Source organism: Comamonas sp. MYb396 (assembly GCF_037479555.1).
Classification (GTDB): domain Bacteria; phylum Pseudomonadota; class Gammaproteobacteria; order Burkholderiales; family Burkholderiaceae_C; genus Comamonas.
This window is the reverse complement of record NZ_JBBGYU010000002.1, coordinates 119721-140708: the sequence shown is the minus strand read 5'-3', so window position 1 is coordinate 140708 and position 20988 is coordinate 119721. Positions and strand designations below refer to the sequence as shown.

Sequence of the window (20988 nt, the reverse complement as noted above, 5' to 3'; positions counted from 1 at the left end):
AGTGGCACGCATCAGAACCATCAAGCCGGAATTCTTCACCAGCGAAGACATCGTGTCGCTGACGCCACTTGCACGCCTCTTTTACGTGTCGCTGTGGTGTGAAGCTGACCGCGAAGGCCGCTTCGAGTGGAAGCCAAAAACTTTCAAGCTGCGTTACCTGCCAGGTGACAACTGCGATGTTGCAGAGCTTGCTTTGGAACTTACGGGCGCGGGCTTAGTTGACCTGTACGAAGTTGAAGGCAAGCAATACGCGCAGATTCCTTCCTTCACCAAGCACCAAGTGATCAACAACCGGGAGGCCGCAAGCACCATCCCCGCCAAACCAAACGACGCGTCAGGCACGCGTGAAAGTGGCGTGAAAGCGGAAGGGAAGGAAGGGAAAGGAAAGGAAGGAGATAGCACCAAGCCGCAAAGCGACTTGCTGCCAGCACCTCCGCCGCCTCCGGCCGTTGTGGCTATCCCCCTTGTGGACAAGACCGAGTACGCCGTGACGCAAACCATGGTGGACGAGTGGCAAACCGCATACCCCGCTGTGGACGTTGAGCAGCAACTGTGCGAGATGCGCGCATGGTCTCTGGCCAACCCCGCCAACCGCAAGACCGCTCGGGGGGTGAATTCCTTCATCGTCCGTTGGCTGGGCAAGGAGCAGGACAAGGCGCCCCGCATCTCCGGTGCTGGCAAGCCGCAGGGCGGAGTGGGGGCCTACGTATGAAGGGGATGGCTCAACTTTTGGAGCTGCGCCGCAAGGGCTACAAGCCTGCCTGCGCCTACGTCTTTGACGACAGCTCTTGGCTGTTTCAGGTGCATGCCGACGAGTGGCACCAGCAGGGAAACAGCTTCGACCACGGCCAACTTTATGCCCACATCCAGCTGGACGAAACCGATTCACCCGAGCGCATCGACTTTCGCCCGCTGACCGGCCTGGAGGTCCACCTGATGGGCTACCGCAGCGACGAACGGACCATCCGGCTGTACGAGGCCATCAAGCGCTCAGGCCCTCAGATCCTGGCCGCACCCATCAGCAACGCAGTAAAGATTTTCACGAAAGAGACCGGCGATGACCTATTTCCTAACCGCTGACGACATTGATTTTTCGCTGTACGAGAAGGAGACCGACGCACAGCAGAAGGTCAAGCCTGCTAAGGACTACGTGCAGGAGCTGATCGACCGCATCAAGTCGCCCACCCGTCCAAATCACCGCTACATGCCCTGGGCCAAGACCTACGGCCTGTTCCAATTCCGCCCGGGCGAAGTGACGGTGTGGGGTGGGGCGAACGGCAACGGCAAGTCGATGGTGACCGGCTTTGTGTCGCTTGGTCTGCTGGCCCAAGGCGAACGCTGCTGCATCGCCTCTTTTGAGATGAAGCCTATCCGTACCCTGGAGCGCATGGCCCGCCAGTTCTCCGGCTACAACCCGCAGGACCCAGCATTCGCCGGCAGCCCCGAGGCTACCAAGTCGCTACTGGAACTCTACGACCAGTTCAAGGAATGGACTGACAACCGCCTGTGGCTGTACGACCAGCAGGGCACGGTGACTGCTTCCCAGGTGTGCGCCGTGGCTCGCTACTGCGCCAAGGAGTTGGGCGTAACGCATATGTTCATCGACAGCCTAATGAAGTGCGTTCAAGGCGAGGACGACTACAACGGCCAAAAGTCCTTTGTGGACGAGCTGACCGCCATCGCCCGGGACTACTCGATCCACATCCACCTTGTGCACCACATCAAGAAGCCCGCCAGCGAGGACACGAAGCCTGGCAAGTACGACTTCAAGGGCACTGGGGCCATCACTGACCAAGTGGACAACGTGATCGCCGTCTGGCGCAACAAGCCCAAGGAGCGCAAACGCGAAGCCGGGCAGATGGTGGAAGACACCGAGCCAGACTGCCTGCTGATTTGCGACAAGCAGCGCAACGGCGAATGGGAAGGAACGATTGGCCTGTGGTTCGACAAGGACAGTCAGCAGTACCTGCCCAACCCTGGCCAGCAGCCCATGGAAATGTCCGTGCCCGGCGGCACCAACTACTAAGGAGGCGCAATGAAGTTGAAATTCTGGCCATTCCCCGTGCTGCGAAACGAGCGAGGCTCTCGCACTTTGAATGAGGTTTGCGATGTGCTTCTAGACGCCGATTGGTGGCGAGTGGAAGTAAATAACGTGCATGACCTAAGGATTTTGTGTCCTGCTGGGCGCGTCACCTTTTGGAACGCCAACAAGTACTACGCATGGGGGACCAGCGGCCAAGTTGATCTTGGATCTGCCAGCTTTCCTTGGAAGTATGAGATGCCATCTCGCTGGCATGTGCGTCAGATAGCTAAGCGGCTCGCTAGAGAGGTCGCTCTGGACATGCGGACGAACCGGGAGGCCCAGTGACATGTGCAACCTGCAAACACTGGCAGCTAAAGGACTCGTCCGGCCAAACAACACCGATGGCAAAGCACCACATGGCGCCATGCGAGTTTGGCCCATCGTGGCGGTTCCTGCCACCACACCAAACATGCAGCAGCCACCAGGCTGCACCGGTAAATGTGATCAAGGCCAGGGATGCCTGGCTCAACAGGAAGGGGTGAAGTAATGCGATGCAAAAAAGGCGATTTGGCAATTGTCATCCGCGCATCTGCGGATTCCGCGATCCCCAGAGATTCGATCGTGCGTTGCATCCAGTTCTACTCTGGGATGGCTCAGATTGAAGGCAGGGACAAGTTCGAGCATGTATCCGTTTGGCTGGTTGAGTATCGAGGCCAAGAGCAAGAGGGCGGATATTCGTTCAACGTGAGGGATGAGGACCTCCGCCCCATCCGAGATAACGACGGCGAAGACGAAACCCTGCAATGGGCGCCAGTACCAGTGAAGGAGATCGCATGAGCAACACCGAATACACAGGCGGCAGCGTGAGCTACTACACCGTTGAGGTGGAGAGCCCCACATCTGGCGGCAGCGCATACGCGGCTGAATGCAACGACATCATCGAGGCACTTGGCATGAACTACGCCGAGGGCAATGCGTTCAAGGCATTGTGGCGCCGGGCAGCAGCTCGCATGGGCAAGGCCAAGGCTGGCTACAAGGATGGGCTGTATGACGCCGAGAAGGTGGTCTTCTTTGGGCAGCGGCTGGTGGCTCAAGAAGGCGGCAAGACGGATTTGCTCCAGCTGCCCGTCATCGACTTGGGGGCTGGCCGTGACTGAGCGCCTCGAATTCGAGCTCCACAACCCCATGCAGGCCAAGTTGGCCCTCAAGGGCCAGCTGTTCCCGTTCCTGGCCAATGTGCTGCAGGGCGGTGGCCGCTGGGTTCTGACCGTCACCCGCCGCAAGCGCACCCAGCCGCAGAACCGTCGCTACTGGGGGCAGGGCGTTCTCGCCCAGGTGGCAGCCCAGGCGGTGGTCAACGGTAAGCAGTTCAGCGCCGAGACCTGGCACGAGATGTTCAAGCGCATGTTCATCGGCGTGGATGAGCTTCCCAATGGGGAGTTGATCGGCAAGAGCTCCACCCAGCTGACCACGGCCGAGTTCAGCGAGTTCTGCGCCAAGGTGGAGGCATATGCAGCCACTGAGTTGGGCGTGACCTTTTATGACCTGGAGGCGAAATGAGCAACGAAGTAAAGATGGCGCAGGTGCTGAAAGAGTGGGAGGACAAGATGAAGCAACCAGCTTGGCTCGCAATGATCAACCTTACGGCGAAGGAGAAGTTCGCCAAGTATCAGGCGTACCAGCGAGCTGGCTTTGATGCCAACCAGGCATTGGAGATGGTCATCAAGGAGGGGCGGTGAAGCCCTTCAACCCCAAGCCGCGCCAGTGCAAGGCCTGCCCACAAACCTTCGTACCTGTTCGTCCGATGCAGACCGTTTGCTCGCCCCGATGCGCAGTGAAGAAGGTGCGCCAGGACAAGGTAGAGGAGCGGGCCCAGGTCCGCACCCGCAAGGAGTCCATCAAGACACTTCCCGTTCTCAAGGCAGAAGCGCAAACCGCCTTCAACGAGTTCATCCGTCTGCGTGACGCTGGCAAGCCCTGTATCTGCTGCGGCCAACCGCTGGGAGAGGGCGACATAGGTGGCGCTTATGACTGTGGCCACTACCGTTCCGTCGGCAGCGCTCCACAGCATCGTTACAACGAGCTGAACGCTCACGCACAACGCAAGCAATGCAATCGCTGGGGCGCCGGACGAGCAGTGGATTACCGCATTGGCCTGATCGCCCGGGTGGGGCTAGAGGCGGTCGAGGCCTTGGAGACGGACAACGCAGTCAAGAAATTCACGGCCGATCAGCTGCGCGAGATCCGCGCCCTCTACAAGGCCAAATCCAAAGAACTGAAAGGTAGACCATGAGCATCACAGCAGAGCGTTACACAGCAGCAATGCATTCCAGCGACCTTTCGGACGAAGCCCACAAGATCGGCCAAGTGGACCTGATCAAGGCAAGCGGCATGAGCAAGGCCAGTGTTGCATCCCACTACCTGCGGATCATCACCAAGCCAAGCCGGTCGGATATCGAGCGCATGCATGCTGAGCTTGTCCACGAAGCCAAGGTCAAGAAGGTGGCATCGCCCCACGATTCGGCGGCTGAGGCCATGGCCTGGCTGATCGACCAGAAGTGCAAGCCATGCAATGGAACGGGCCTCAAGGTCAAGGAAGCCAAGACCTACACCTGCTCCAAGTGCAAGGGAACCATGCTTGCCCGCGAGCCCAGCAGCAAGGATGCCCAGCTGTTGATCGACCACGTCATGGACTGCAAGCGGACACACAGCAACAACATGAATAAATTGTTGCGCACCCAGTGAAATTCTGGTATTCTCAGCGGCGTTGAGAGGTTGTTTTATTCACCACGCTGGCAACGGTAGTTGTTGGCCCTCAACCATGAATCACTTGCCGGGCTGTTGTGGCTCGGCAAGGCCTTAGATGGCGGAGCGTTTCCGCTTCTAGGGCCATCACACATGCTGATTGAGGAAAGTTCTGGATAGCCTGGGAATGCCGAACAAACCCAATAGGCCAGACTGCTTCCAACTTGCAAGTCAGTCAGCAGTTGTGATGGTGCGGTGTTGGAAAAACGTGCTTCGGCATGGAGCGGAGAAACACACTTTGCCCAGGCAAAGGCCCGCAGCGGCAAATGCAGGAGGTGAACGTCCTGCCACCACAAGTGGGTGCAAGTCCCAACAACCAGTCCGAGGGGAAGGGCCTCGGCACCAACAACCAGCCTGCCGCCCATGTGGTGAGCAGGTATCGAGGGCCATTCCCCGCGTTGGGGCGTGGCCCTTGTCATTTCCGCATCTAAGCACACGGGTTGTGTCGCCAGCCTTCCAAGCTGCGCAGAGCTGGGTTCGACTCCCACTAGATGCTCCATATGTCAGCTGCAGCAAGCGCAGCCCGCACCCGAGCGGTATGAAGGTGCGGCATCTCCTACTGAGAGCTTCCCAGTGCTTGAAGAAGCGAACAGCAACCCCAGCCCATGAGGGTTGTCTGATGGGGTACGAATACCAAGGCCAGCCAAGTGCTGGCTTTTCTTTTGGAGCAAGCCATGAGCCTAAGACGAAAGATAGCCCTGTGGCTGTGCCCTGAGTTGGCTGGGCCTGTGGGTGAGCCCGCCATTCCTTTTCCGCATGCTCAGCACATGGGCAGCGCTGAAGCATGGGCGAGAAACGTTGGGGCAATGGCTGACCTGTGCCGAGAGAACGCCATCCATTCTGGAGAGCGCATCATCCCAGCAGCAGACAACAAAGCCCTGATCCAGAGTCTCAAGGCAAGCCAGCATGCACACGATGAAGTGTGGAAGGCCGAGGTCCTTGACCTGCTGCGGCTGCTGAACGCCACGCTTACATTTGTGACCGAGGGTGGAAGCGCCATGAAGGTGACCATCCTCAAGTAACCAGTTACCGCAGGGCAGGCTCTCCGCACACGCGACCTACACACTTGGAGCCTAGCCCCTGCGACCCGACAACAACAGAGCTACTCAGTAGCCGATAAGCGGCCTGCCAATTGAGGTGGGCTTTCAATTCTGCAACCAAAGAGGTAGTTATGAGTGAAGCAAATGTAGATCCGCGTGACGCTCTGCGTCAGGAGCTGGAGCAAGTTGAGTTGGACAAGGGCATGATGCGCGCCTTGTCTGAGATTGCCTACACCGCCGAAGAAGGCGGAATCATCGGTATTCGATGGTCGGACGATAGCGAGGGCCACACTCTTGCCAAGCTGGTGGTCCTTGCGATGAAGTACAAGGACAAGCTGCCCACTCATCTCCGAATGTGATTTCCTCTCGTTGCAGAGATGGCGCCCGCCTCGTGCGGGCTTTTTTATGTGTGTTGCAGCTTGGCTAGTTGCCGGCTGCGACCCGATAGGAGAGAGCGATGAACAGACGCCAGCACAAGCGCCGCATCTACAAGCGAATGGGCCATCAGCTTGTTTGCTACCCATTCGCAGGATGCCGCGAGGCTTTCATAGAGTTTTGTGGAAAGTTGGCAGATTGCCTGCGCAGCCTGAACGAACGCCTTGCGCAATCGGGGATTGACCATGGGACTAAAGACACTCAAGCCCAGGCTACAGGCTCACACCAGTAGCAGGCTGGCAACCCTCAAGACGCAGACCCCAGTCCAGAAGGCGCGCACTCGCGGCCGGGCATGGATGGAGATCCGCAAGAAAGTCTTCACCCGAGACCAAGGAGCCTGCGCAGTATGTGGCCGGGTCAGCCTCTTCAATGAGGTGGACCACGAGATTGCCCTGATGCACGGCGGAACTGACGACCTGTCGAACCTTCGATTGCTGTGCCAGGAGCACCACCGGGAGAAGAGCGCCCAGGAGCTGCGGAAGAAGAGGAGTGACTAGCACCATGACTTACACAGCAACACTGAGAGCCCTCAAGTCTCGACTGAACAGGGCGATCAAAGGCGGCCTGCCTGGGTGGCTTGAGAGCCATGTGGCAGAGCGCATCGCCTATGCGGATCGCTGGTGGCAGTCCTCAAGACGAGCAGATGCCGCGAAGGCTGATCGAGACCATGACTACACCAAGGCAGTTCGAGTGCTGGACTCTCTGGGGGAGATGGTTGCAGCGTTTCGACGGTCAGACGATTGCAGGCCCTAGGAGCTGGGCAAACCGAGAGGGTAGCTCACCCATCAACCCCGAGATGATCGCGCCTCCTAGGCTGGTCTAGAGGGGAGGGGCGGGGTGAAAGTTGGGGAGGGTAAACCCTGGAAACGCCCCGTTTCTCTCACGCGCAAAAAATGCCCCCTATTCAAAAGGAAATCAAATGGCTGGAGTCAAAGGACGCAGCGGCGGCGCTCGTCCGGGCGCTGGCCGGCCAAAGAAGGAGCGAGACCCAGAGGATGACCTGACGATTGCCACGAATGGTGATCAGTCGCCCTTGGAGTTCCTGCTGACGGTGATGAACGACAACGCGGTAGCCGACAAGCTCCGCCTGGAGGCTGCCAAGACGGCGGCCCAGTACTGCCACCCCAAGAAGGGGGAGAGCAGCGGCAAGAAGGAAGAAGCCGAAGCCCGTGCAAAAGCTGCTGGAGCAGGCAGATACGGCCGACGAGAGGCGCCCAAGTTGGTGGCCGCTGGAGGTCAGAAGGTATAGGTAGGCTATGGAATGGACGACGAGCTGCACTGACTGGGAAGATCGCATCGTCCAACGCCAGAGCCTTATCACCTGCCCGCCCTTGTTCCCCCAGGTGGCAAACGATGCCTGGGAAATGTGCAGCGGGTTTGTGCTGACCGATGTGGCTGGCCAGCCGCTGCTGGGTGACGCCTCGCTCCCCTGGGTGCGCGACTTCATTAAGGCGGTGTTCGGCGCTGAGGACCCAGAGACAGGCCGTCGCCACATCAACGAATTCATGCTCATGGTGAGCAAGAAAAACGCGAAGTCCACGATCGCCGCGGCGATCATGCTTTGCGCGCTCTTGATGAACTGGCGGCAGTCGGCAGAACTGCTGATTCTGTCGCCGACCAAGGAAATCGCAGACAACAGCTACAAGCCGATCCGCGACTTCATTAAGGCTGATGAGGAGTTGTCGGCCCTGCTGCAGGTTCAGGACTATTACCGGCTGATTACCCATAAAGAGACTGGCGCAACGCTCAAGGTAGTCGCGGCTGATGCTGACACGGTGAGCGGCAAGAAGGCCAGCTTCGTCTTTGTTGACGAGTTGCACGAGTTTGGCAAGCAGGCCAAGGCCAGCAACATGCTGCTTGAGGCAACTGGCGGCCTGGCATCGCGCCCCGAGGGGTTTGTGATCTATGCAACCACCCAGTCAGCCGAGCCGCCTGCCGGCGTGTTCCTGACGAAGTTGCGCTATGCACGGGATGTGCGGGACGGAAAGATCCAGGATCGAAAGTTTCTGCCGGTGATCTACGAGTTCCCCCAGGCAATGCTGGACAGCAAGGCCTATGAGGAGCTGGACAACGCCTACATCACCAACCCCAACTGGGGCGCATCGGTGGACATCGAGCGTATCACCCAGCTGCACAGCCAGGCCAAGGCCAGTGGTGAGAAGGAGTTCAAGGAGTTCCTCGCCAAGCACTTGAATGTGCAGATCGGCATGAATCTGAGCGCCGACCGCTGGGCCGGTGCTGATTTCTGGGGGCAGAACGCCGATAAAGCTGTCTCCCTGGAGTTCATCCTGGAGAACTGTGAGGTTGTCACCGTGGGCATCGACGGCGGCGGCCTGGATGACTTGCTGGGCCTGACGGTCCTCGGGCGGATGTCGGATGGCAAGTGGATCGCATGGAGCCATGCCTGGGCGCATCCCTCGGTCTTGGAGCGGCGCAAGGAGGTCGCGCCACGCCTGCAGGACTTCGCCAAGGACAAAGACCTGACCATGGTCAAGCAGATCGGTGACGACCTGGAAGACGTGGTGCAAATCTGCGAGCAGGTTTACGAATCTGGCCTGCTGGACATGATTGGTATCGACCCTGGTGGCATCGGCAGCATTCTGGACTCTCTGGAGGATTCAAACATCCCAAGAGCTCAGATAACTGGTGTGAGGCAAAACTGGCAGCTGTCGGCGGCGATCAAGACGGTAGAGCGCAAGCTAGCTGGCGAGATGTTCAGCTTCGCTGAGTCGCCAATGATGAATTGGTGCGTAGGCAACGCCAAGATCGAAATCAAGGGCAGCAATGTCTACATCACAAAGCAGGCAGCGGGCACGGCAAAGATCGACCCGCTGATGAGCCTGTTCAACGCAGCCTATCTGATGGCTGAGAACCCGGTGGCGAAAGGCAGCAGCCTGGACTTTCTAAACCATCCATTGAGCATGTAATGGCAGATTCTGACTACACAATCGATTTGCGCACGCGTAGTCCAGTCTGGGCTAGGCTGCTCAGCACCATCTTTGGCGGCACCCTTACTACGCCAGACAAAGGCAGCCAGATAGGCCGCCAGTCTGCGTCTGGAATGGTCGGCCAAAGCTCGGTTACGGATGAGCGGGCCATGCAAATCAGTGCTGTGTGGGCCTGTGTGCGCATCATCACAGCGGTGACGGCAAGCCTGCCGCTTGATGTCTACATTCGCAAGAATGGGGTGCGAGAGAAGGCTGATTTGACCCATCCACTGGCCCGGCTGCTTAAATATCGCCCGAATCAGTACATGACCGCCCTGGAGTTCAGGGAAGCCATGACCATGCAGTTGTGCTTCTATGGCAACTCCTATGCGCTGATTGAGCGGAATCGGGGTGGCGACATCATCAGTCTGCTCCCCTTGAAGTCAGCCAACATGGATGTGAAGCTGGATGACAAGGGCGAGCTGGTCTATGAGTACAAGCGGGATGGGAAGATGGCGCGATTCAAGCACCATGAAATCTTCCACCTCAAGGGGTTTGGATTCACGGGCTTGACCGGCCTTTCGCCCATAGCCTTTGCTACGCAATCAGTTGGCGTCTCGGTGGCCATGGAAGACCAGCAGCGTGACTTCTACGCCAACGGAGCCAAGCAGCCCAAGATCCTGACCACTGGTGATCGAGTGCTGACCAAAGAGCAGCGCGCCCAGGTGGAGCAGAACTTCGAAGAGATCAGCTCCGGGCCGGTGCGGAAGCGCTTGTGGGTGCTGGAGGCGGGGTTCGACACCAAGGACATTGGTATCAGCCCCCAAGACGCAGAAACCCTAGCTGCCCGCAAGTTCCAGGTCGCAGAGATTGCCCGCTTCTTCGGCGGTATACCGCCCCACCTCATCGGAGACATGGATAAGTCCACCTCCTGGGGTTCTGGCATTGAGCAGCAAAACCTGGGCTTTCTGCAGTACGTGCTCACCCCTTACCTGAGTCGCTGGGAAGAGGCGATTTGGCGCTGGCTGGTTCCTCCGTCGGAGATCGACAACATCCACGCAGAGCACAACATCGAGGGCTTGCTGCGTGGCGACTCTGCATCTCGCGCCGATTTCATGACCAAGTTGGTCAGCAACGGCCTTATGACCATCAACGAGGCCCGGAAGTTGGACAACCGGCCGCCATTGCCTGGCGGAGATGTCGCAACCCGGCAGATGCAGAACGTCCCAATCAATCAACCAACCCAACCAGACCCCGCTCAAAGCGGGGTTTAGTTTTTCTGGGGTGCAACTATGCAAGGTATCTGCAAAACGCTCAATTTCGAGGACGCGGAGATCAAATTCGTCGGCGGTGACAGTGTTGGCACCTTTGAGGGCTATGCCAGTGTGTTTGGGGTCACTGACTCTGACGGCGATGTCATTCGACCAGGGGCCTTTAAGTCGGCTCTCCATGGCCGGCGCCCGATGCGCGACGTGGCCATGTTCTTCAACCACCGCAAGTTTGATGTGCCCATCGGTCGCTGGACGGAGCTCACCGAAGACTCGAAGGGCCTCTACGCAAAAGGCGAGTTGACGCCAGGCCATGCCCAAGCCGACATGATCCGCGCCGCAATGAAGCACGGGACTGTTGGCGGTATGTCGGTCGGCTTCACCTTCACCAGTGAGGGTTTCACCAAGAGCGCCACAGGACGAGAGTTCATCAACGTGGCTGCCCTCCGCGAAATCAGCCTGTGCACGTTCCCAGCGAACGAGCAGGCGCAAATTACATCGATGAAGGCATTGGACTCCATCGAATCCATTCGTGACTGCGAGAGCTGGCTGCGGGATGTAGCTCTTCTCTCCAAGTCCGATGCACAAGCCTTTATGGCTCGTGTGAAGTCCGCAACTCTGAGGGATTCAGGTGGGCGAGACGAACTGACCGCACTCGTTGAGTGCATTCGCAAATCTCCACTTTGAAAGACAACTATGTCCGATCTATCTGAAATCCAGAAGGCCATCGAGGCCAGCCAACAAAAGACCGCTGAACTGCTGGCGGCCCAGAAGTCCGAAATCGAATCCACCGGCCAGGTCAGCAAACAGCTGACCTCTGACCTGCAGGCTGTCCAGGAGGAAATGAAGAAGGCATCCGCCCGCCTGTTCGACCTGGAGCAAAACAAGATCAAGGGCTCGCAGACCGATGGCGAGAAGACCTTCTCCGAGCGTGTGGCCGAAGATGCCCTCAAGGCTTGGAATGGCTCCAAGGCAACTGTCGAGGTCAAGAGCTTCGTGGAAAAGGCAGCCGTCACCTCCAATGCCGCCTCGGCCGGCACCCTGGTGCAGCCTTACCATGTGCCCGGCATCATCATGCCTGGCCTGCAACGCCTGACGATCCGCCAGCTCCTGGCACAGGGCCGCATTTCCAGCAACTCGCTGGAATATGTGCGTGAAAACGTGTTCACCAACAGCGCCGCGCCAGTCGCAGAAGGCGCGCTCAAGCCTGAATCGGGCCTGACCTTCACCAAGGCGACCGCCAATGTGAAGACCATCGCCCACTGGATTCAGGCAACGCGTCAGATCATCGATGACGCCCCGCTGCTGGAGTCCTACATCAACAACCGTCTGATGTACGGCCTGGCCCTCAAAGAAGAGGAGCAGATGCTGAACGGCGACGGAACTGGTGACAACCTGGAAGGCCTCAACAAGGTGGCGACGGCCTACGACACCACCCTGGATGCCTCCGGCGACACCCTGATCGACAAGCTGGCCCACGCCATCTACCAAGTGAGCGAGTCCGAGTTCTCGGCTACCGGCTTGGTGCTGAACGTGCGCGACTGGCACAAGATCAGCCTGCTCAAGGATGGCGAAGGCCGTTACATCCTGGGCGGCCCTCAGTCCTTCGCCTCGTACAACCTGTGGGGTCTGCCAGTGGTGGCCACCAAGGCGCAGGCGGCCGGCACCTTCACCGTGGGCGGTTTCAGCATGGCATCGCAGGTCTTCGACCGCATGGATGCCACGGTGGAACTGAGCCGCGAAGACCGTGACAACTTCGTCAAGAACATGGTCACCATCCTGTGCGAAGAGCGCCTGGCTCTGGCTCATTACCGCCCTCAAGCAATCGTCAAGGGCTCCTTCGCGACCACGCCATGAAGGTAAAGGCCGTCAAGATGTTCATTGACGGCCACTTCGGTCACTTCTGGCCGGGCGAAACCAAAGAGGTTTCCCCGGCCACCGCCGAGAAATTGGTGGCCATGGAGCTGGTTGAAGTGGTTGAGCCAGTGAAGGCAAGCGAGCCGCCCAAGGTCGAACCGAAAAAGGCTCCCAAAAATGCAAGCAACCGATCTATTCAGTCTTGAGCTGATGCGTGAGCACATCCGCATGGATGAGGGGCAGGTGAGCGATTTGCTGTTGAAGGCTTACGCCGATGCGGCGCTTGCTCACTGCTTCAAAGTGTGCGATGAGCCCGCTTGGGAGGATGCCGACGACGTTCCTGCGCCTGTGAAGGCCGCGATGCTGCTTATTCTCGGCGATCTCAATGAGAACCGAGAGGCTGCCTCGGCCCAGCAGGTGGTAGTGAACCCGATGGCGCAAAACATGCTGCTGATGTGCCGCAACTGGTACGGAGGCAAGCTTCCAGAAGTGGCCCAGCCATGAGAGCCGGTCAACTACGCAACCGCATCGAGTTCCTCCGCAAGACCCGTGTCAAGGACGCCGCCGGCCAGTACGTCGATGAGTGGGTGCCTGTGGTCACGACCTGGGGCGACTTTCGCTATCAGTCGGGCCTGGCAACCATCAAATCGGACGCTCAGGCCAGCATCGCCAAGGCATCGCTGCGGATTCGCTACCGGACAGACATCACCCCTGACATGGTGGTGCAGCTGGACGGGCAGAAATTCGACATTGATGCTGTTCTGCCGGATCGGGCGCAACGCAAGTTCGTGGACCTGGTGCTAAAGGTGGCGCAATGAAGACCGAGATCCGCTTTGACACCGATGACCTCGTCAAGGAGCTGGAGAAGGCTGGAGACGAGATCGTCAAGCGCGCCGCGCCGACGGCTGCACTCTATGGGGCAAAGGTCTTTTACAAGGGGCTTGAGACTGAGGTCCCAAGGTCAGTTAAGGGCCACTGGTTCTCTGTCAAAAAAAGCGATAAATACTGGTTTGATGCAGGGTCGCTGCTCAAGGCCATGTATGTGGGCTACGACAAGCATGCAAGTACTGACACGCTCAAAGTCTACAAGGTTGGCTGGGTTCACAAGGACGCCCCCTACGGCTACATGGTGGCACGCGGCACCAAGCTGGAGACAGGCGGAGTGAAGACCCCAGCAAATCCCTTCATGCGCCGCACCTTCCAAAAGGCCAGCGCTGAGGCGGTCCAAGCAAGTGCAGATCGCTTTTTTGTAATTGCAAAGGAGGTGCTGGATGGCCGTTGAGCAAACCCTGTACAGCCTTTTGACCACCGTCTGCCCTGATGTGTTTGCCGACTTCGCTGAGGAGCCACTGCCAAGCGGTGACTTTGTGGTGTACCAGCAGATTACGGGCGATGTGATCAACCCGATTGCCAACGACGTGCCAGACCTGCGCAATTCGCGTATGCAGATCACCGTCTGGAGCAAGAGCCGCATCCGTGCAAACGAGTTGTCCCGGCAGATCGAGGACCTTCTGCGCACCACCGAGCTGTTTCAGGCCCGGCCAGAGACGGCTCTAACCAACGATTTTGACGATGAAGTGAAGCTGCGCGGCTCCCGCCAGGACTTCTCGATCTGGTGGAAGTGACCCCCTAACCCAACCGAATGCCGCCGAAAGGCGGTTTTTTTGTGCCCGACGAGGGCGAAACCGACCCGCTATGCGACTGCGCAGGCGGGTTTTTTCATTTCCGAAAGGCCCAAAAATGGCTTATGAAGTATCGACCGGCACCCGGTTCGCAATCTCGACGGGCTTTGGCGTTGCCGTGCCTGTCACCGCAATCACCAACGCAGCGCCGCCTGTGATCTCGGCTGCGGCCCATGGCCTGGTGGCCAAGGACCCGTTCCTGCTGAAATCCGGCTGGGAAGACCTGAACGACTCGATTCTGCGCGTCGGCTCGGCCACCACGGGTGCCATCACCCTGGAAGACGAGGACACCACCGATGTGATCCAGTTCCCTCCAGGTTCGAGCGCCGGCACTGTGCAGCCCATCACCGGCTGGACCGAGCTGCAGCAGGTCAGCGAAATCAGCCCGACCGGTGGTGAGCAGCAGTACGCGGAATTCAACCCGCTGTCGCAGAAGTACGGCATCAAGATCCCCACGATCCGCTCTGCGATGAGCTGGGAGCTGACCTTCGGCTGGGACCCTTCGCTGCCAGGCTACAAGGCCGCTGTGAACGCTTCGCGCGCCAACCGCCTGGTTGCCATCCGCATGGCCCTGCCAAACGGTGGTTCGGTCAGCTACGCCTACGGCTATATCAGCGTGCAGGAAACCCCTGTGGTCGGCTCCAACGCCGTGACCACCGGCAAGCTGACCCTGTCCATGCTGCGCCCCATCAAGACCTACAAGTAAAGGTCGCCACGCCCGCCCTGAATCCTCAAGGCGGGTTTTTCATGCCCGTCAGGTAGCTCCTGCACGGGCTTTTTTGTTTCAGAAGAAGGAAATCCATCATGGCGAAGTCTCTCGCATCGTTTGCACCCACTCCCACTTTCAAGGGCACCGCTGATGTGCCGGTCGCAGGTCGCGGCCCACAGCCTCTGACCCTGACCTTCCGCTTCCACGATACCGAAGCGATGAAAACTCTGTCTGCCGAGTTCACCGAACTGCAGGAGAAGTACAAAGCCACCGCTGAGTCCCCTCTGAGCGACGAGCAAGAGAAGGACATGCGCCTGGACCAAGCCAAGCTGATCACCAAGATTGCCGACGGCTGGGAGTTCACTGACGAATTCAACGTCGAGAACCTGACGCAGTTCTTCGTGACCCATGCGTTTGCCTTCGGCGCCATCGTGACCGGCTTCTTCCAAGCTCACTCGGGCGCCAAGGTAAAAAACTGATTGAACTGGGTCGGGAGCTGTTTGGCGACCGGTCCAGTCCTCAGCAACTGGTGGCCATGGGGTTCCCTGGGGAGATGTTCCAGGAGAAAGAGCCCCTTGTCTGCTACCCTGACCACGAGCTGGCCTATCGGTGCTTCATCGACAACTCCAGCCAGTGGCGCGCCGGCATGGGTGGAATCTATGCCCTGGACTACAACGTGATCTATAGCTGGCTGGATGCCGAGGGCATCAAAAAGCGCGAGCGCAACCAAGTGGTACGCGAAATCAGCCTGTTGGAGCGCGGCGCCTTGGAGGTCATGCAAGAGCGCAGGGAGCAGCAAGAGCGATCCCGCAAGAAATAGCCCACTTCGGTGGGTTTTCTCATCTCTAAGGCTCGCCTCGGCGGGCCTTTTCTATTGGTGCTGCTATGGCTGATCTAACCAAGAATATCAATGTCGGCGTAGACGCCTCTGGTGTGAAAACCGGCCTACAAGAGGCAACCAAGAGCATCAAGGACTTCGGCAAGACCGTCCAGGACGAGTCGAATAAGGGCGCCGGCGGCGTTGATCGCCTGGGCGAGTCCGTCAAGAAGCTGGGCCCGGCCACTGACTCCAGTATGAAGACTTCCGAGCGCGCGTTTAATGCGTGGCGGTCAGAACTCAGCCGGACAGCTACCCAGATTCAAGCCGCCGGCGACAAGATCAAAGAGTTTGAGCTCAAGGCCCAGCTCAAAGGCTTCACGCCCGACATGTACAAGCCTCAGATTGACGGCTTGAGGCAGCTTGAGTCCCAACTGAGTGTTGCCCAGGCGAAAGCCAAAGAAATGTCGCAGGTTGCGGCGTTTGAGCGCACTCACGCAGACGCCAGAAAGCTGGTTCAGGATGCTGAGTATGTGCGCTTCTGGAATGCTGAGTTGGCGAAGTCGGATGCTACTGCGAAACAGGCATCTACCAACAATGCATTTCTGAAGTCGCTGCAGGACCAATCCCAGGCTATTGGCAAATCCAAAGCCGATCTGTTGGAGATGCAAGCTGCGCAAATGGGCCTGACAACCCAAGCTGCGCCCATGATTGCAAGGCTTCGTGAAGCTGAACAAGGGGTAGGTAAAGTTGGCATGTCGGCGGCCGCCACTGCGGCGGCTCTGCGGAACGTACCCGCCCAGTTCACCGACATCGTGGTGAGCTTGCAGGCCGGCCAGGCTCCATTGACTGTGTTGCTGCAGCAGGGTGGTCAGCTCAAGGATATGTTCGGTGGCGCAGGGAATGCTGCCAAGGCGCTGGGCGGTTACGTCCTCTCGCTCGTCAGCCCGTTCTCCTTGCTGGCTGCGGGTGCAGCTGCGGTGGCCGCCGCCTATGCGATGGGTGCAAAAGAGAATGACGCATTTGTGCGTGCATTGGTGTTGTCTGGCAATGCGACCGGCACAACGCGCACCCAATTGAGGGAGTACGCCCGAGAAATTGACGGCGTGGTAGGAACGCAAGCTCAAGCGGCAGAAGGCTTGGCAGCGTTTGTGGCTGCCGGCGTGCAGGGTAGCAATAACCTGCGACAGTTCACTCAAACCGCTATTGAGTGGGAGAAGGCCACTGGACAAGCTGTCGAGGACACTGCAAAACAGTTTGCCGACTTGCAGAAGGATCCGCTTGCTGCCGTGGTCAAACTCAACGAGGGAATGAACTTCTTGACCTCGTCTGTCTACGACCAGATCAAATCCCTGGATGATCAAGGGAGAAGCGCAGAGGCGGCTCAGGTTGCTATGAATGCGCTTGATTCGGCGATGCGTGAGCGGGGCCAAAACATCAAGGCCAATTTGGGCTACATCGAGCGTGGCTGGAATGGTATCAAAAGCGCGGCGAAAGAGGCGTGGGATGCGATGTTGAATGTGGGTCGTGCTGCGACCCTCAACGACCGCCTGGGCGATGTCCGCAAGGAGCTGAACTCCCTGATGAACCAGCAAAGCTGGGGAGAAACGGGAGGCGGCGCAGCTACCGGCCGAGTTACTGCTGAAACCAAAAAGCGCATTCAAGATCGCATTGAGGCACTGCGCGCTGAAGAGTGGCAGTTGGAGGCCACCTCAGCCGCTGAGCAACTGAACGCTGTAGCCAAAGAAGCCTCAGCCAAGGCCACTCAGAGTGCAATTGGCTGGTCGCAGCTCTACGATAAGCACAAGGCGAAAGAGGTGCAGCGTAGCGAAGAGTTGGCCCAGGCTAGCGAGCGGTACAAGGAACGCCTCAAAGATTCAACCCTCACGGAGAAAGAGCGTAATCGCATCAGTGAAGAGTACGTCCAGATTCAGAAGGACATCGAAGACAAGTACACAGAGAAGAAGGGCTCGGGCCGTAACAAGGAGCTAGATGCTGAGAACCGAGAGATGGAGCGACAGAAGAAGCTCCTGGGCGAATTGGCCGGCCTGTCCTCGACCTTCTACAAGGACTGGGATGATCTGAGCAAGGCCTACCAAAAGGGCCGCATCTCGATGGATGCTCTCACAGAGGCGCAGGCAAAGCTGTTGGCTAAGCAGCCCTTCATGGTCGAGCAGACCAAGGCAGAGGCTGCCGCACTGGCTGAAAAGGTCAAGGCCTACGAAGCAGAGCAGAAAGCTCAAGAGGCCATTTTGCTGGCTCGCCAGCGGGCGGCGCAAACGGTGGCGACGAGTGTGGAAAAAATGCGAGACGAGATAGCTGCGTCTCGACTGGCTTATGCACAGCACATCTCGATGGCGCGCGCCGTTGAAATGGTGGCCTTGGCTCGCGCTGAGGAGCTGTTCCAACGGAAACTCAGTGAGGGTGCAGATGCTGCGACGCTGTTGGCTTTGCAGCAGGAGATCGATAAGCGGAGGGAGTTGCTTGATCTCATAAGTGGCAAAGAGGTTTTCGAGAAGTCTAAGCAGGAAACTGACAAAGCACTTCAAGAGGCGAAGCAGCAATACGAGCAAACCATTAAGCAGGTCGAAGACATCTTTGTCACCGGCTTTGCTGACATGATGAACAACGGCAAGTCCGGGTGGGATGCGTTCTGCCAGTCTCTCAAGACATCGTTCTACACCCTGGTGGCGAAGCAGATCTACAAGATGCTCGCGGAGCCGTTCGTTATCAACATCGTCGGCAACTTGCTGGGGTTCACTGGCAGTGCAGCTGCAGGTGCGGCAGGTGCTGCGGCGGCCAGCGGTGGCGGCATGTTCAGCAACCTCAGCTCCGGCCTGAGTGGTGCAAACGCTCTCGGCCTGCTGGGCACCTTCGGCGGCGGCATGAGCGCCGGCTTTGGTGGCCTGATGGGTTCCTTGGGGCTGAGTACGACTGGCGCAACCTTTGGCGGCGCAATGTCTGCTGGCACCATCGCTATGCAGTCCGGGAACATACTTGGCGGCCTGGGCACCTTCGTTGGCGCCCTGGCTCCAATCCTGGGTGGTCTGACTCTGCTGTTTGGCGGCGACATCTTCGGCTCGCTCTTTGGCCGCAAGCTCAAGGAGTCGGGTGTTGAGGGAACCTTCGGCGGCGACAGTGGCTTTGAAGGGCGCCTCTACAAGTACTACAAGGGTGGGTTGTTCCGGTCGAACAAGACGACCTACGAGGACATGCCCGAGGAAATGCGCTCTGCCCTGGGCAAGCAGTTTCTGGGCATGGATGAATCAATCCGCGCCATGGCTGGTGCCGTGGGCCTGGGTGGGGAGGCTTTGGACGGCTTCACCGCCAAGTTCAAGGTCAACCTCAAGGGCCTGAGCGAAGAGGAAGCCACCAAGAAACTGCAGGAGGAGTTCCAGAAGATCGCCGATCAGATGGGGGCCTTGGTGCTCACGACGGACGAGTACACGCAGGCCGGGGAAACCCAGCTTGAGGCGCTCACCCGCTTGTCTACCTCGATCACGCTGGCAAACGAGTGGTTCAAAGCCATCGGGGACACCCTGTATTCGGTCAGCTTGGCGGGCGCAGACATGGCCTCCGAGCTGATGGATGCCTTTGGTGGAGCAGACAAGTTCGCCGCGGCGACCAGCAACTACTACGACAAGTTCTATACGGATCAGGAGAAGGTCGCGAACCAAACGCGGCTTTTGAATGAGGCGCTTAAAAAGCTTGGCGTGGAATCGATGCCCACCAGCCGGGATGCCCTGCGGGAGTACATCAACGGAATTGACCTGTCTACCGAGGCGGGCCGCAAGCTGTATGCCGCGATGATCGGTTTGGCTGATTCGTTCGATGTGGTCTACACCTCTGCCGAGAACATCGCCGCCATGAAGGAAGACCTGAACGTGCAACTCTTGCGCGCCCAGGGCAAAGACGACGAGGCGACGAAGCTCGAGCGTGCAAAGCAGTTGAAGGAACTTGAGAAATACAAGGACCCTGAGCTGATCCGCATGCAAGTCGAGGTGTGGAACGCCGAGGACCAAGCCAAGAACGACGCCGCAGCCAAGCAAGCCGCTGAGGATCTGGCCGCAAGGCTGGCCGAGGAGCAGAAGGCCGTCAAAGACTTGGCCATAAAGAACCTGGAAGCCGCCGTCTCCCGTGAAAAGGAGTACTGGAACCAGTTCTCTGCGGACGCCAAGGACTCGCTGACGAAAGCATCTAGTTACTTTGATCTGGTGACCAATGCGGCTAAGTCGCTGCGGGATTCGGTTGAGGACAGCGCAAGCTGGTCGGCTGCGGCCGGCATGGTGTACATCGAGCAAGCTCTGGACCGCGCCCGCAAGGGTGGGGGGCTGTCGGACCTCGACGCCACCAAGTCGGCCATCGAGGCGGCGACCGGCGGTCTGGTCATGGACAACTACGCCACCCAGGCGGAACTTGACTACGACAAGAAGGTGCTTGCCGGCCAGCTGGATGAACTCGGTGGATATGCAGCGTTGGCGAAGTCGGATGCCCAAAAGCAGATCGACCTGGCCACCTCGCAGATCAAGCGGCTGGATGACACGCTGACGTTCTGGAAGGAATACGGCGAAACGCAGGTAGATGCAACGCTCAGCGTTACCGACGCTGTCAACGCACTCTACAAGCTGCTGGACCCCAAGGAGCAAGAGCGAATCCGCAAGGAAGAGGCTGAGAAGGCGGGTTTGGGCGGCGGCGCTGCAGCTCCAGGCAAGGCAGGAAGCGGAGCAACCCTCGGGGGCACCGTCTCCGGCACTGTCGGGCGCTACGTCGTCGGCTTCACGGCTGACGGTCGGGCCAAGTGGTCGGATGGCACTGTCGAAAAGTACGCCGCAGGGCAGTACCAGTACGACGGCCACCTGTTGGTTGGCTCCGGCAATCTGACCGCCGACCAATGGGCCGCTATGCAGGCGGGTCAAAGCGTCTACGGCAGCGAGTGGGAGTTCGATGAGAAGCAAGGCCTGTGGATGAAGCGCAAGTCATTTGCCGTGGGCACGAACTACGTGCCTTACGACATGACGGCGAACATCCACCAGGGTGAGCGGATCATTCCTGCGGCTGACAACCGGGCGCTGATGGCTGCATTGAACACCCAGGGGGGTGGCAATGCGGAGCTTGTGCAGGAGGTCAAAGCCTTGCGCACGGAGCTTCAAGCCATCAATTCCAACACTGCCGCCGGTGCTGAGTACGGTCGCCGCACCAGTAGCGACATCAGCCAGGTGACTGAGGGTGGTAACGCCATGCGCGTCGCCAACATGGCCTAAAAGGGAAATCTATGTACGTGTTAGTCCCCAAGCAGATTGGGGACAGCTCGATGCTGGCCGGGTCCATCCCCGCTGTCGATACGGCAGCCGGGGAGGTCGCCTGGACGGCAGGCGCAGCTGTCGCCAAAGATGCAGAGAGGGTGTATGGCCAGCGCGTATACAAA

At 58.7% G+C, this 20988-nt stretch carries 26 protein-coding genes and 1 tRNA gene; all 27 read left to right on the top strand.

The window, feature by feature from the left end; all coding sequences use genetic code 11:
* The first annotated feature begins 1 nt into the window (after position 1).
* Positions 2 to 712, top strand: coding sequence for a hypothetical protein (locus WH265_RS04725; protein WP_339557496.1), 711 nt, complete (start codon positions 2 to 4; stop codon positions 710 to 712).
* On the top strand, positions 709 to 1080 hold the full coding sequence (locus tag WH265_RS04720; RefSeq protein WP_339557495.1) for a hypothetical protein: 372 nt from the start codon (positions 709 to 711) through the stop codon (positions 1078 to 1080). Before WH265_RS04725 ends, WH265_RS04720 begins: the two co-directional genes overlap by 4 nt.
* Complete coding sequence (locus tag WH265_RS04715) at positions 1058 to 2026, top strand: DnaB-like helicase C-terminal domain-containing protein (protein ID WP_133858402.1); 969 nt, start codon at positions 1058 to 1060, stop codon at positions 2024 to 2026. Before WH265_RS04720 ends, WH265_RS04715 begins: the two co-directional genes overlap by 23 nt.
* 543 nt (positions 2027 to 2569) lie before the next feature.
* Entirely contained in the window at positions 2570 to 2860 is a 291-nt protein-coding gene (locus WH265_RS04710; RefSeq protein WP_339557494.1) for a hypothetical protein, read from the top strand.
* Positions 2857 to 3180 carry a hypothetical protein gene (locus tag WH265_RS04705; protein WP_339557493.1) on the top strand — a complete coding sequence of 108 codons (324 nt, stop codon included), beginning with the start codon at positions 2857 to 2859 and terminating at the stop codon, positions 3178 to 3180. Before WH265_RS04710 ends, WH265_RS04705 begins: the two co-directional genes overlap by 4 nt.
* Positions 3173 to 3583: a recombination protein NinB gene (locus tag WH265_RS04700; RefSeq protein ID WP_339557492.1), complete on the top strand. Its 411-nt coding sequence runs from the start codon at positions 3173 to 3175 to the stop codon at positions 3581 to 3583. Before WH265_RS04705 ends, WH265_RS04700 begins: the two co-directional genes overlap by 8 nt.
* Positions 3580 to 3762 (top strand): hypothetical protein, encoded by a 183-nt coding sequence (locus WH265_RS04695; RefSeq protein WP_339557491.1) that lies wholly within the window; start codon positions 3580 to 3582, stop codon positions 3760 to 3762. The genes WH265_RS04700 and WH265_RS04695 overlap by 4 nt, the downstream gene beginning before the upstream one ends.
* A complete protein-coding gene (locus tag WH265_RS04690; protein ID WP_339557490.1) occupies positions 3759 to 4316 on the top strand; it encodes a recombination protein NinG in 558 nt (185 codons plus the stop codon). The genes WH265_RS04695 and WH265_RS04690 overlap by 4 nt, the downstream gene beginning before the upstream one ends.
* Complete coding sequence (locus WH265_RS04685; protein WP_339557489.1) at positions 4313 to 4768, top strand: hypothetical protein; 456 nt, start codon at positions 4313 to 4315, stop codon at positions 4766 to 4768. The genes WH265_RS04690 and WH265_RS04685 overlap by 4 nt, the downstream gene beginning before the upstream one ends.
* A gap of 483 nt (positions 4769 to 5251) precedes the next feature.
* Positions 5252 to 5327 (top strand) — tRNA-Gly (locus WH265_RS04680).
* Between the two features lie 148 nt (positions 5328 to 5475).
* The gene (locus WH265_RS04675) at positions 5476 to 5850 is read left to right on the top strand and encodes a hypothetical protein (protein ID WP_339557488.1); all 375 of its coding nucleotides are present in this window, start codon (positions 5476 to 5478) and stop codon (positions 5848 to 5850) included.
* A 149-nt stretch (positions 5851 to 5999) separates the two neighbouring features.
* Positions 6000 to 6227 carry a hypothetical protein gene (locus tag WH265_RS04670; RefSeq protein ID WP_339557487.1) on the top strand — a complete coding sequence of 76 codons (228 nt, stop codon included), beginning with the start codon at positions 6000 to 6002 and terminating at the stop codon, positions 6225 to 6227.
* A gap of 261 nt (positions 6228 to 6488) precedes the next feature.
* Positions 6489 to 6800: an HNH endonuclease gene (locus WH265_RS24215; RefSeq protein ID WP_445228486.1), complete on the top strand. Its 312-nt coding sequence runs from the start codon at positions 6489 to 6491 to the stop codon at positions 6798 to 6800.
* Between the two features lie 422 nt (positions 6801 to 7222).
* Positions 7223 to 7552 carry a hypothetical protein gene (locus WH265_RS04665; protein WP_313332204.1) on the top strand — a complete coding sequence of 110 codons (330 nt, stop codon included), beginning with the start codon at positions 7223 to 7225 and terminating at the stop codon, positions 7550 to 7552.
* A 7-nt stretch (positions 7553 to 7559) separates the two neighbouring features.
* Positions 7560 to 9230, top strand: coding sequence for a terminase large subunit (locus WH265_RS04660; RefSeq protein ID WP_339557486.1), 1671 nt, complete (start codon positions 7560 to 7562; stop codon positions 9228 to 9230).
* On the top strand, positions 9230 to 10504 hold the full coding sequence (locus WH265_RS04655) for a phage portal protein (protein WP_312834752.1): 1275 nt from the start codon (positions 9230 to 9232) through the stop codon (positions 10502 to 10504). The genes WH265_RS04660 and WH265_RS04655 overlap by 1 nt, the downstream gene beginning before the upstream one ends.
* An 18-nt stretch (positions 10505 to 10522) precedes the next feature.
* Positions 10523 to 11185 (top strand): HK97 family phage prohead protease, encoded by a 663-nt coding sequence (locus WH265_RS04650; protein WP_339557485.1) that lies wholly within the window; start codon positions 10523 to 10525, stop codon positions 11183 to 11185.
* Between the two features lie 9 nt (positions 11186 to 11194).
* A complete protein-coding gene (locus WH265_RS04645; RefSeq protein WP_339557484.1) occupies positions 11195 to 12355 on the top strand; it encodes a phage major capsid protein in 1161 nt (386 codons plus the stop codon).
* Positions 12352 to 12561, top strand: a complete 210-nt coding sequence (locus WH265_RS04640) for a hypothetical protein (protein ID WP_312834749.1) — start codon at positions 12352 to 12354, stop codon at positions 12559 to 12561. Before WH265_RS04645 ends, WH265_RS04640 begins: the two co-directional genes overlap by 4 nt.
* Complete coding sequence (locus WH265_RS04635; protein WP_339557483.1) at positions 12533 to 12859, top strand: head-tail connector protein; 327 nt, start codon at positions 12533 to 12535, stop codon at positions 12857 to 12859. Before WH265_RS04640 ends, WH265_RS04635 begins: the two co-directional genes overlap by 29 nt.
* Positions 12856 to 13173 carry a phage head closure protein gene (locus WH265_RS04630; RefSeq protein WP_339557482.1) on the top strand — a complete coding sequence of 106 codons (318 nt, stop codon included), beginning with the start codon at positions 12856 to 12858 and terminating at the stop codon, positions 13171 to 13173. The genes WH265_RS04635 and WH265_RS04630 overlap by 4 nt, the downstream gene beginning before the upstream one ends.
* Positions 13170 to 13637 (top strand): HK97-gp10 family putative phage morphogenesis protein, encoded by a 468-nt coding sequence (locus tag WH265_RS04625; RefSeq protein WP_339557481.1) that lies wholly within the window; start codon positions 13170 to 13172, stop codon positions 13635 to 13637. The genes WH265_RS04630 and WH265_RS04625 overlap by 4 nt, the downstream gene beginning before the upstream one ends.
* Entirely contained in the window at positions 13627 to 13980 is a 354-nt protein-coding gene (gp17, locus tag WH265_RS04620; RefSeq protein ID WP_339557480.1) for a tail completion protein gp17, read from the top strand. The genes WH265_RS04625 and gp17 overlap by 11 nt, the downstream gene beginning before the upstream one ends.
* Before the next feature lie 115 nt (positions 13981 to 14095).
* Positions 14096 to 14743 carry a phage tail protein gene (locus WH265_RS04615; protein ID WP_339557479.1) on the top strand — a complete coding sequence of 216 codons (648 nt, stop codon included), beginning with the start codon at positions 14096 to 14098 and terminating at the stop codon, positions 14741 to 14743.
* 98 nt (positions 14744 to 14841) lie between these two features.
* Entirely contained in the window at positions 14842 to 15225 is a 384-nt protein-coding gene (locus tag WH265_RS04610) for a phage tail assembly chaperone (RefSeq protein WP_339557478.1), read from the top strand.
* A 74-nt stretch (positions 15226 to 15299) separates the two neighbouring features.
* Entirely contained in the window at positions 15300 to 15566 is a 267-nt protein-coding gene (locus WH265_RS04605; RefSeq protein WP_339557477.1) for a DUF1799 domain-containing protein, read from the top strand.
* Between the two features lie 65 nt (positions 15567 to 15631).
* Entirely contained in the window at positions 15632 to 20824 is a 5193-nt protein-coding gene (locus WH265_RS04600) for a phage tail length tape measure family protein (protein WP_339557476.1), read from the top strand.
* The last annotated feature ends 164 nt before the right edge of the window (positions 20825 to 20988 follow it).

What these genes read in the sequence shown, in the direction of transcription:
- WH265_RS04630 (WP_339557482.1), top strand. Translation starts at nt 12,856, where the DNA reads ATGAGAGCCGGTCAACTACGCAACCGCATCGAGTTCCTCCGCAAGACC.
- WH265_RS04605 (WP_339557477.1), top strand. Translation starts at nt 15,300, where the DNA reads ATGTTCCAGGAGAAAGAGCCCCTTGTCTGCTACCCTGACCACGAGCTG.
- WH265_RS04670 (WP_339557487.1), top strand. Translation starts at nt 6,000, where the DNA reads ATGAGTGAAGCAAATGTAGATCCGCGTGACGCTCTGCGTCAGGAGCTG.
- WH265_RS04715 (WP_133858402.1), top strand. Translation starts at nt 1,058, where the DNA reads ATGACCTATTTCCTAACCGCTGACGACATTGATTTTTCGCTGTACGAG.
- WH265_RS04625 (WP_339557481.1), top strand. Translation starts at nt 13,170, where the DNA reads ATGAAGACCGAGATCCGCTTTGACACCGATGACCTCGTCAAGGAGCTG.
- WH265_RS04600 (WP_339557476.1), top strand. Translation starts at nt 15,632, where the DNA reads ATGGCTGATCTAACCAAGAATATCAATGTCGGCGTAGACGCCTCTGGT.
- WH265_RS04665 (WP_313332204.1), top strand. Translation starts at nt 7,223, where the DNA reads ATGGCTGGAGTCAAAGGACGCAGCGGCGGCGCTCGTCCGGGCGCTGGC.
- WH265_RS04695 (WP_339557491.1), top strand. Translation starts at nt 3,580, where the DNA reads ATGAGCAACGAAGTAAAGATGGCGCAGGTGCTGAAAGAGTGGGAGGAC.
- WH265_RS04610 (WP_339557478.1), top strand. Translation starts at nt 14,842, where the DNA reads ATGGCGAAGTCTCTCGCATCGTTTGCACCCACTCCCACTTTCAAGGGC.
- WH265_RS04655 (WP_312834752.1), top strand. Translation starts at nt 9,230, where the DNA reads ATGGCAGATTCTGACTACACAATCGATTTGCGCACGCGTAGTCCAGTC.
- WH265_RS04615 (WP_339557479.1), top strand. Translation starts at nt 14,096, where the DNA reads ATGGCTTATGAAGTATCGACCGGCACCCGGTTCGCAATCTCGACGGGC.
- WH265_RS04640 (WP_312834749.1), top strand. Translation starts at nt 12,352, where the DNA reads ATGAAGGTAAAGGCCGTCAAGATGTTCATTGACGGCCACTTCGGTCAC.
- WH265_RS04720 (WP_339557495.1), top strand. Translation starts at nt 709, where the DNA reads ATGAAGGGGATGGCTCAACTTTTGGAGCTGCGCCGCAAGGGCTACAAG.
- gp17 (WP_339557480.1), top strand. Translation starts at nt 13,627, where the DNA reads ATGGCCGTTGAGCAAACCCTGTACAGCCTTTTGACCACCGTCTGCCCT.
- WH265_RS04660 (WP_339557486.1), top strand. Translation starts at nt 7,560, where the DNA reads ATGGAATGGACGACGAGCTGCACTGACTGGGAAGATCGCATCGTCCAA.
- WH265_RS04705 (WP_339557493.1), top strand. Translation starts at nt 2,857, where the DNA reads ATGAGCAACACCGAATACACAGGCGGCAGCGTGAGCTACTACACCGTT.
- WH265_RS04685 (WP_339557489.1), top strand. Translation starts at nt 4,313, where the DNA reads ATGAGCATCACAGCAGAGCGTTACACAGCAGCAATGCATTCCAGCGAC.
- WH265_RS24215 (WP_445228486.1), top strand. Translation starts at nt 6,489, where the DNA reads ATGGGACTAAAGACACTCAAGCCCAGGCTACAGGCTCACACCAGTAGC.
- WH265_RS04635 (WP_339557483.1), top strand. Translation starts at nt 12,533, where the DNA reads ATGCAAGCAACCGATCTATTCAGTCTTGAGCTGATGCGTGAGCACATC.
- WH265_RS04650 (WP_339557485.1), top strand. Translation starts at nt 10,523, where the DNA reads ATGCAAGGTATCTGCAAAACGCTCAATTTCGAGGACGCGGAGATCAAA.
- WH265_RS04710 (WP_339557494.1), top strand. Translation starts at nt 2,570, where the DNA reads ATGCGATGCAAAAAAGGCGATTTGGCAATTGTCATCCGCGCATCTGCG.
- WH265_RS04645 (WP_339557484.1), top strand. Translation starts at nt 11,195, where the DNA reads ATGTCCGATCTATCTGAAATCCAGAAGGCCATCGAGGCCAGCCAACAA.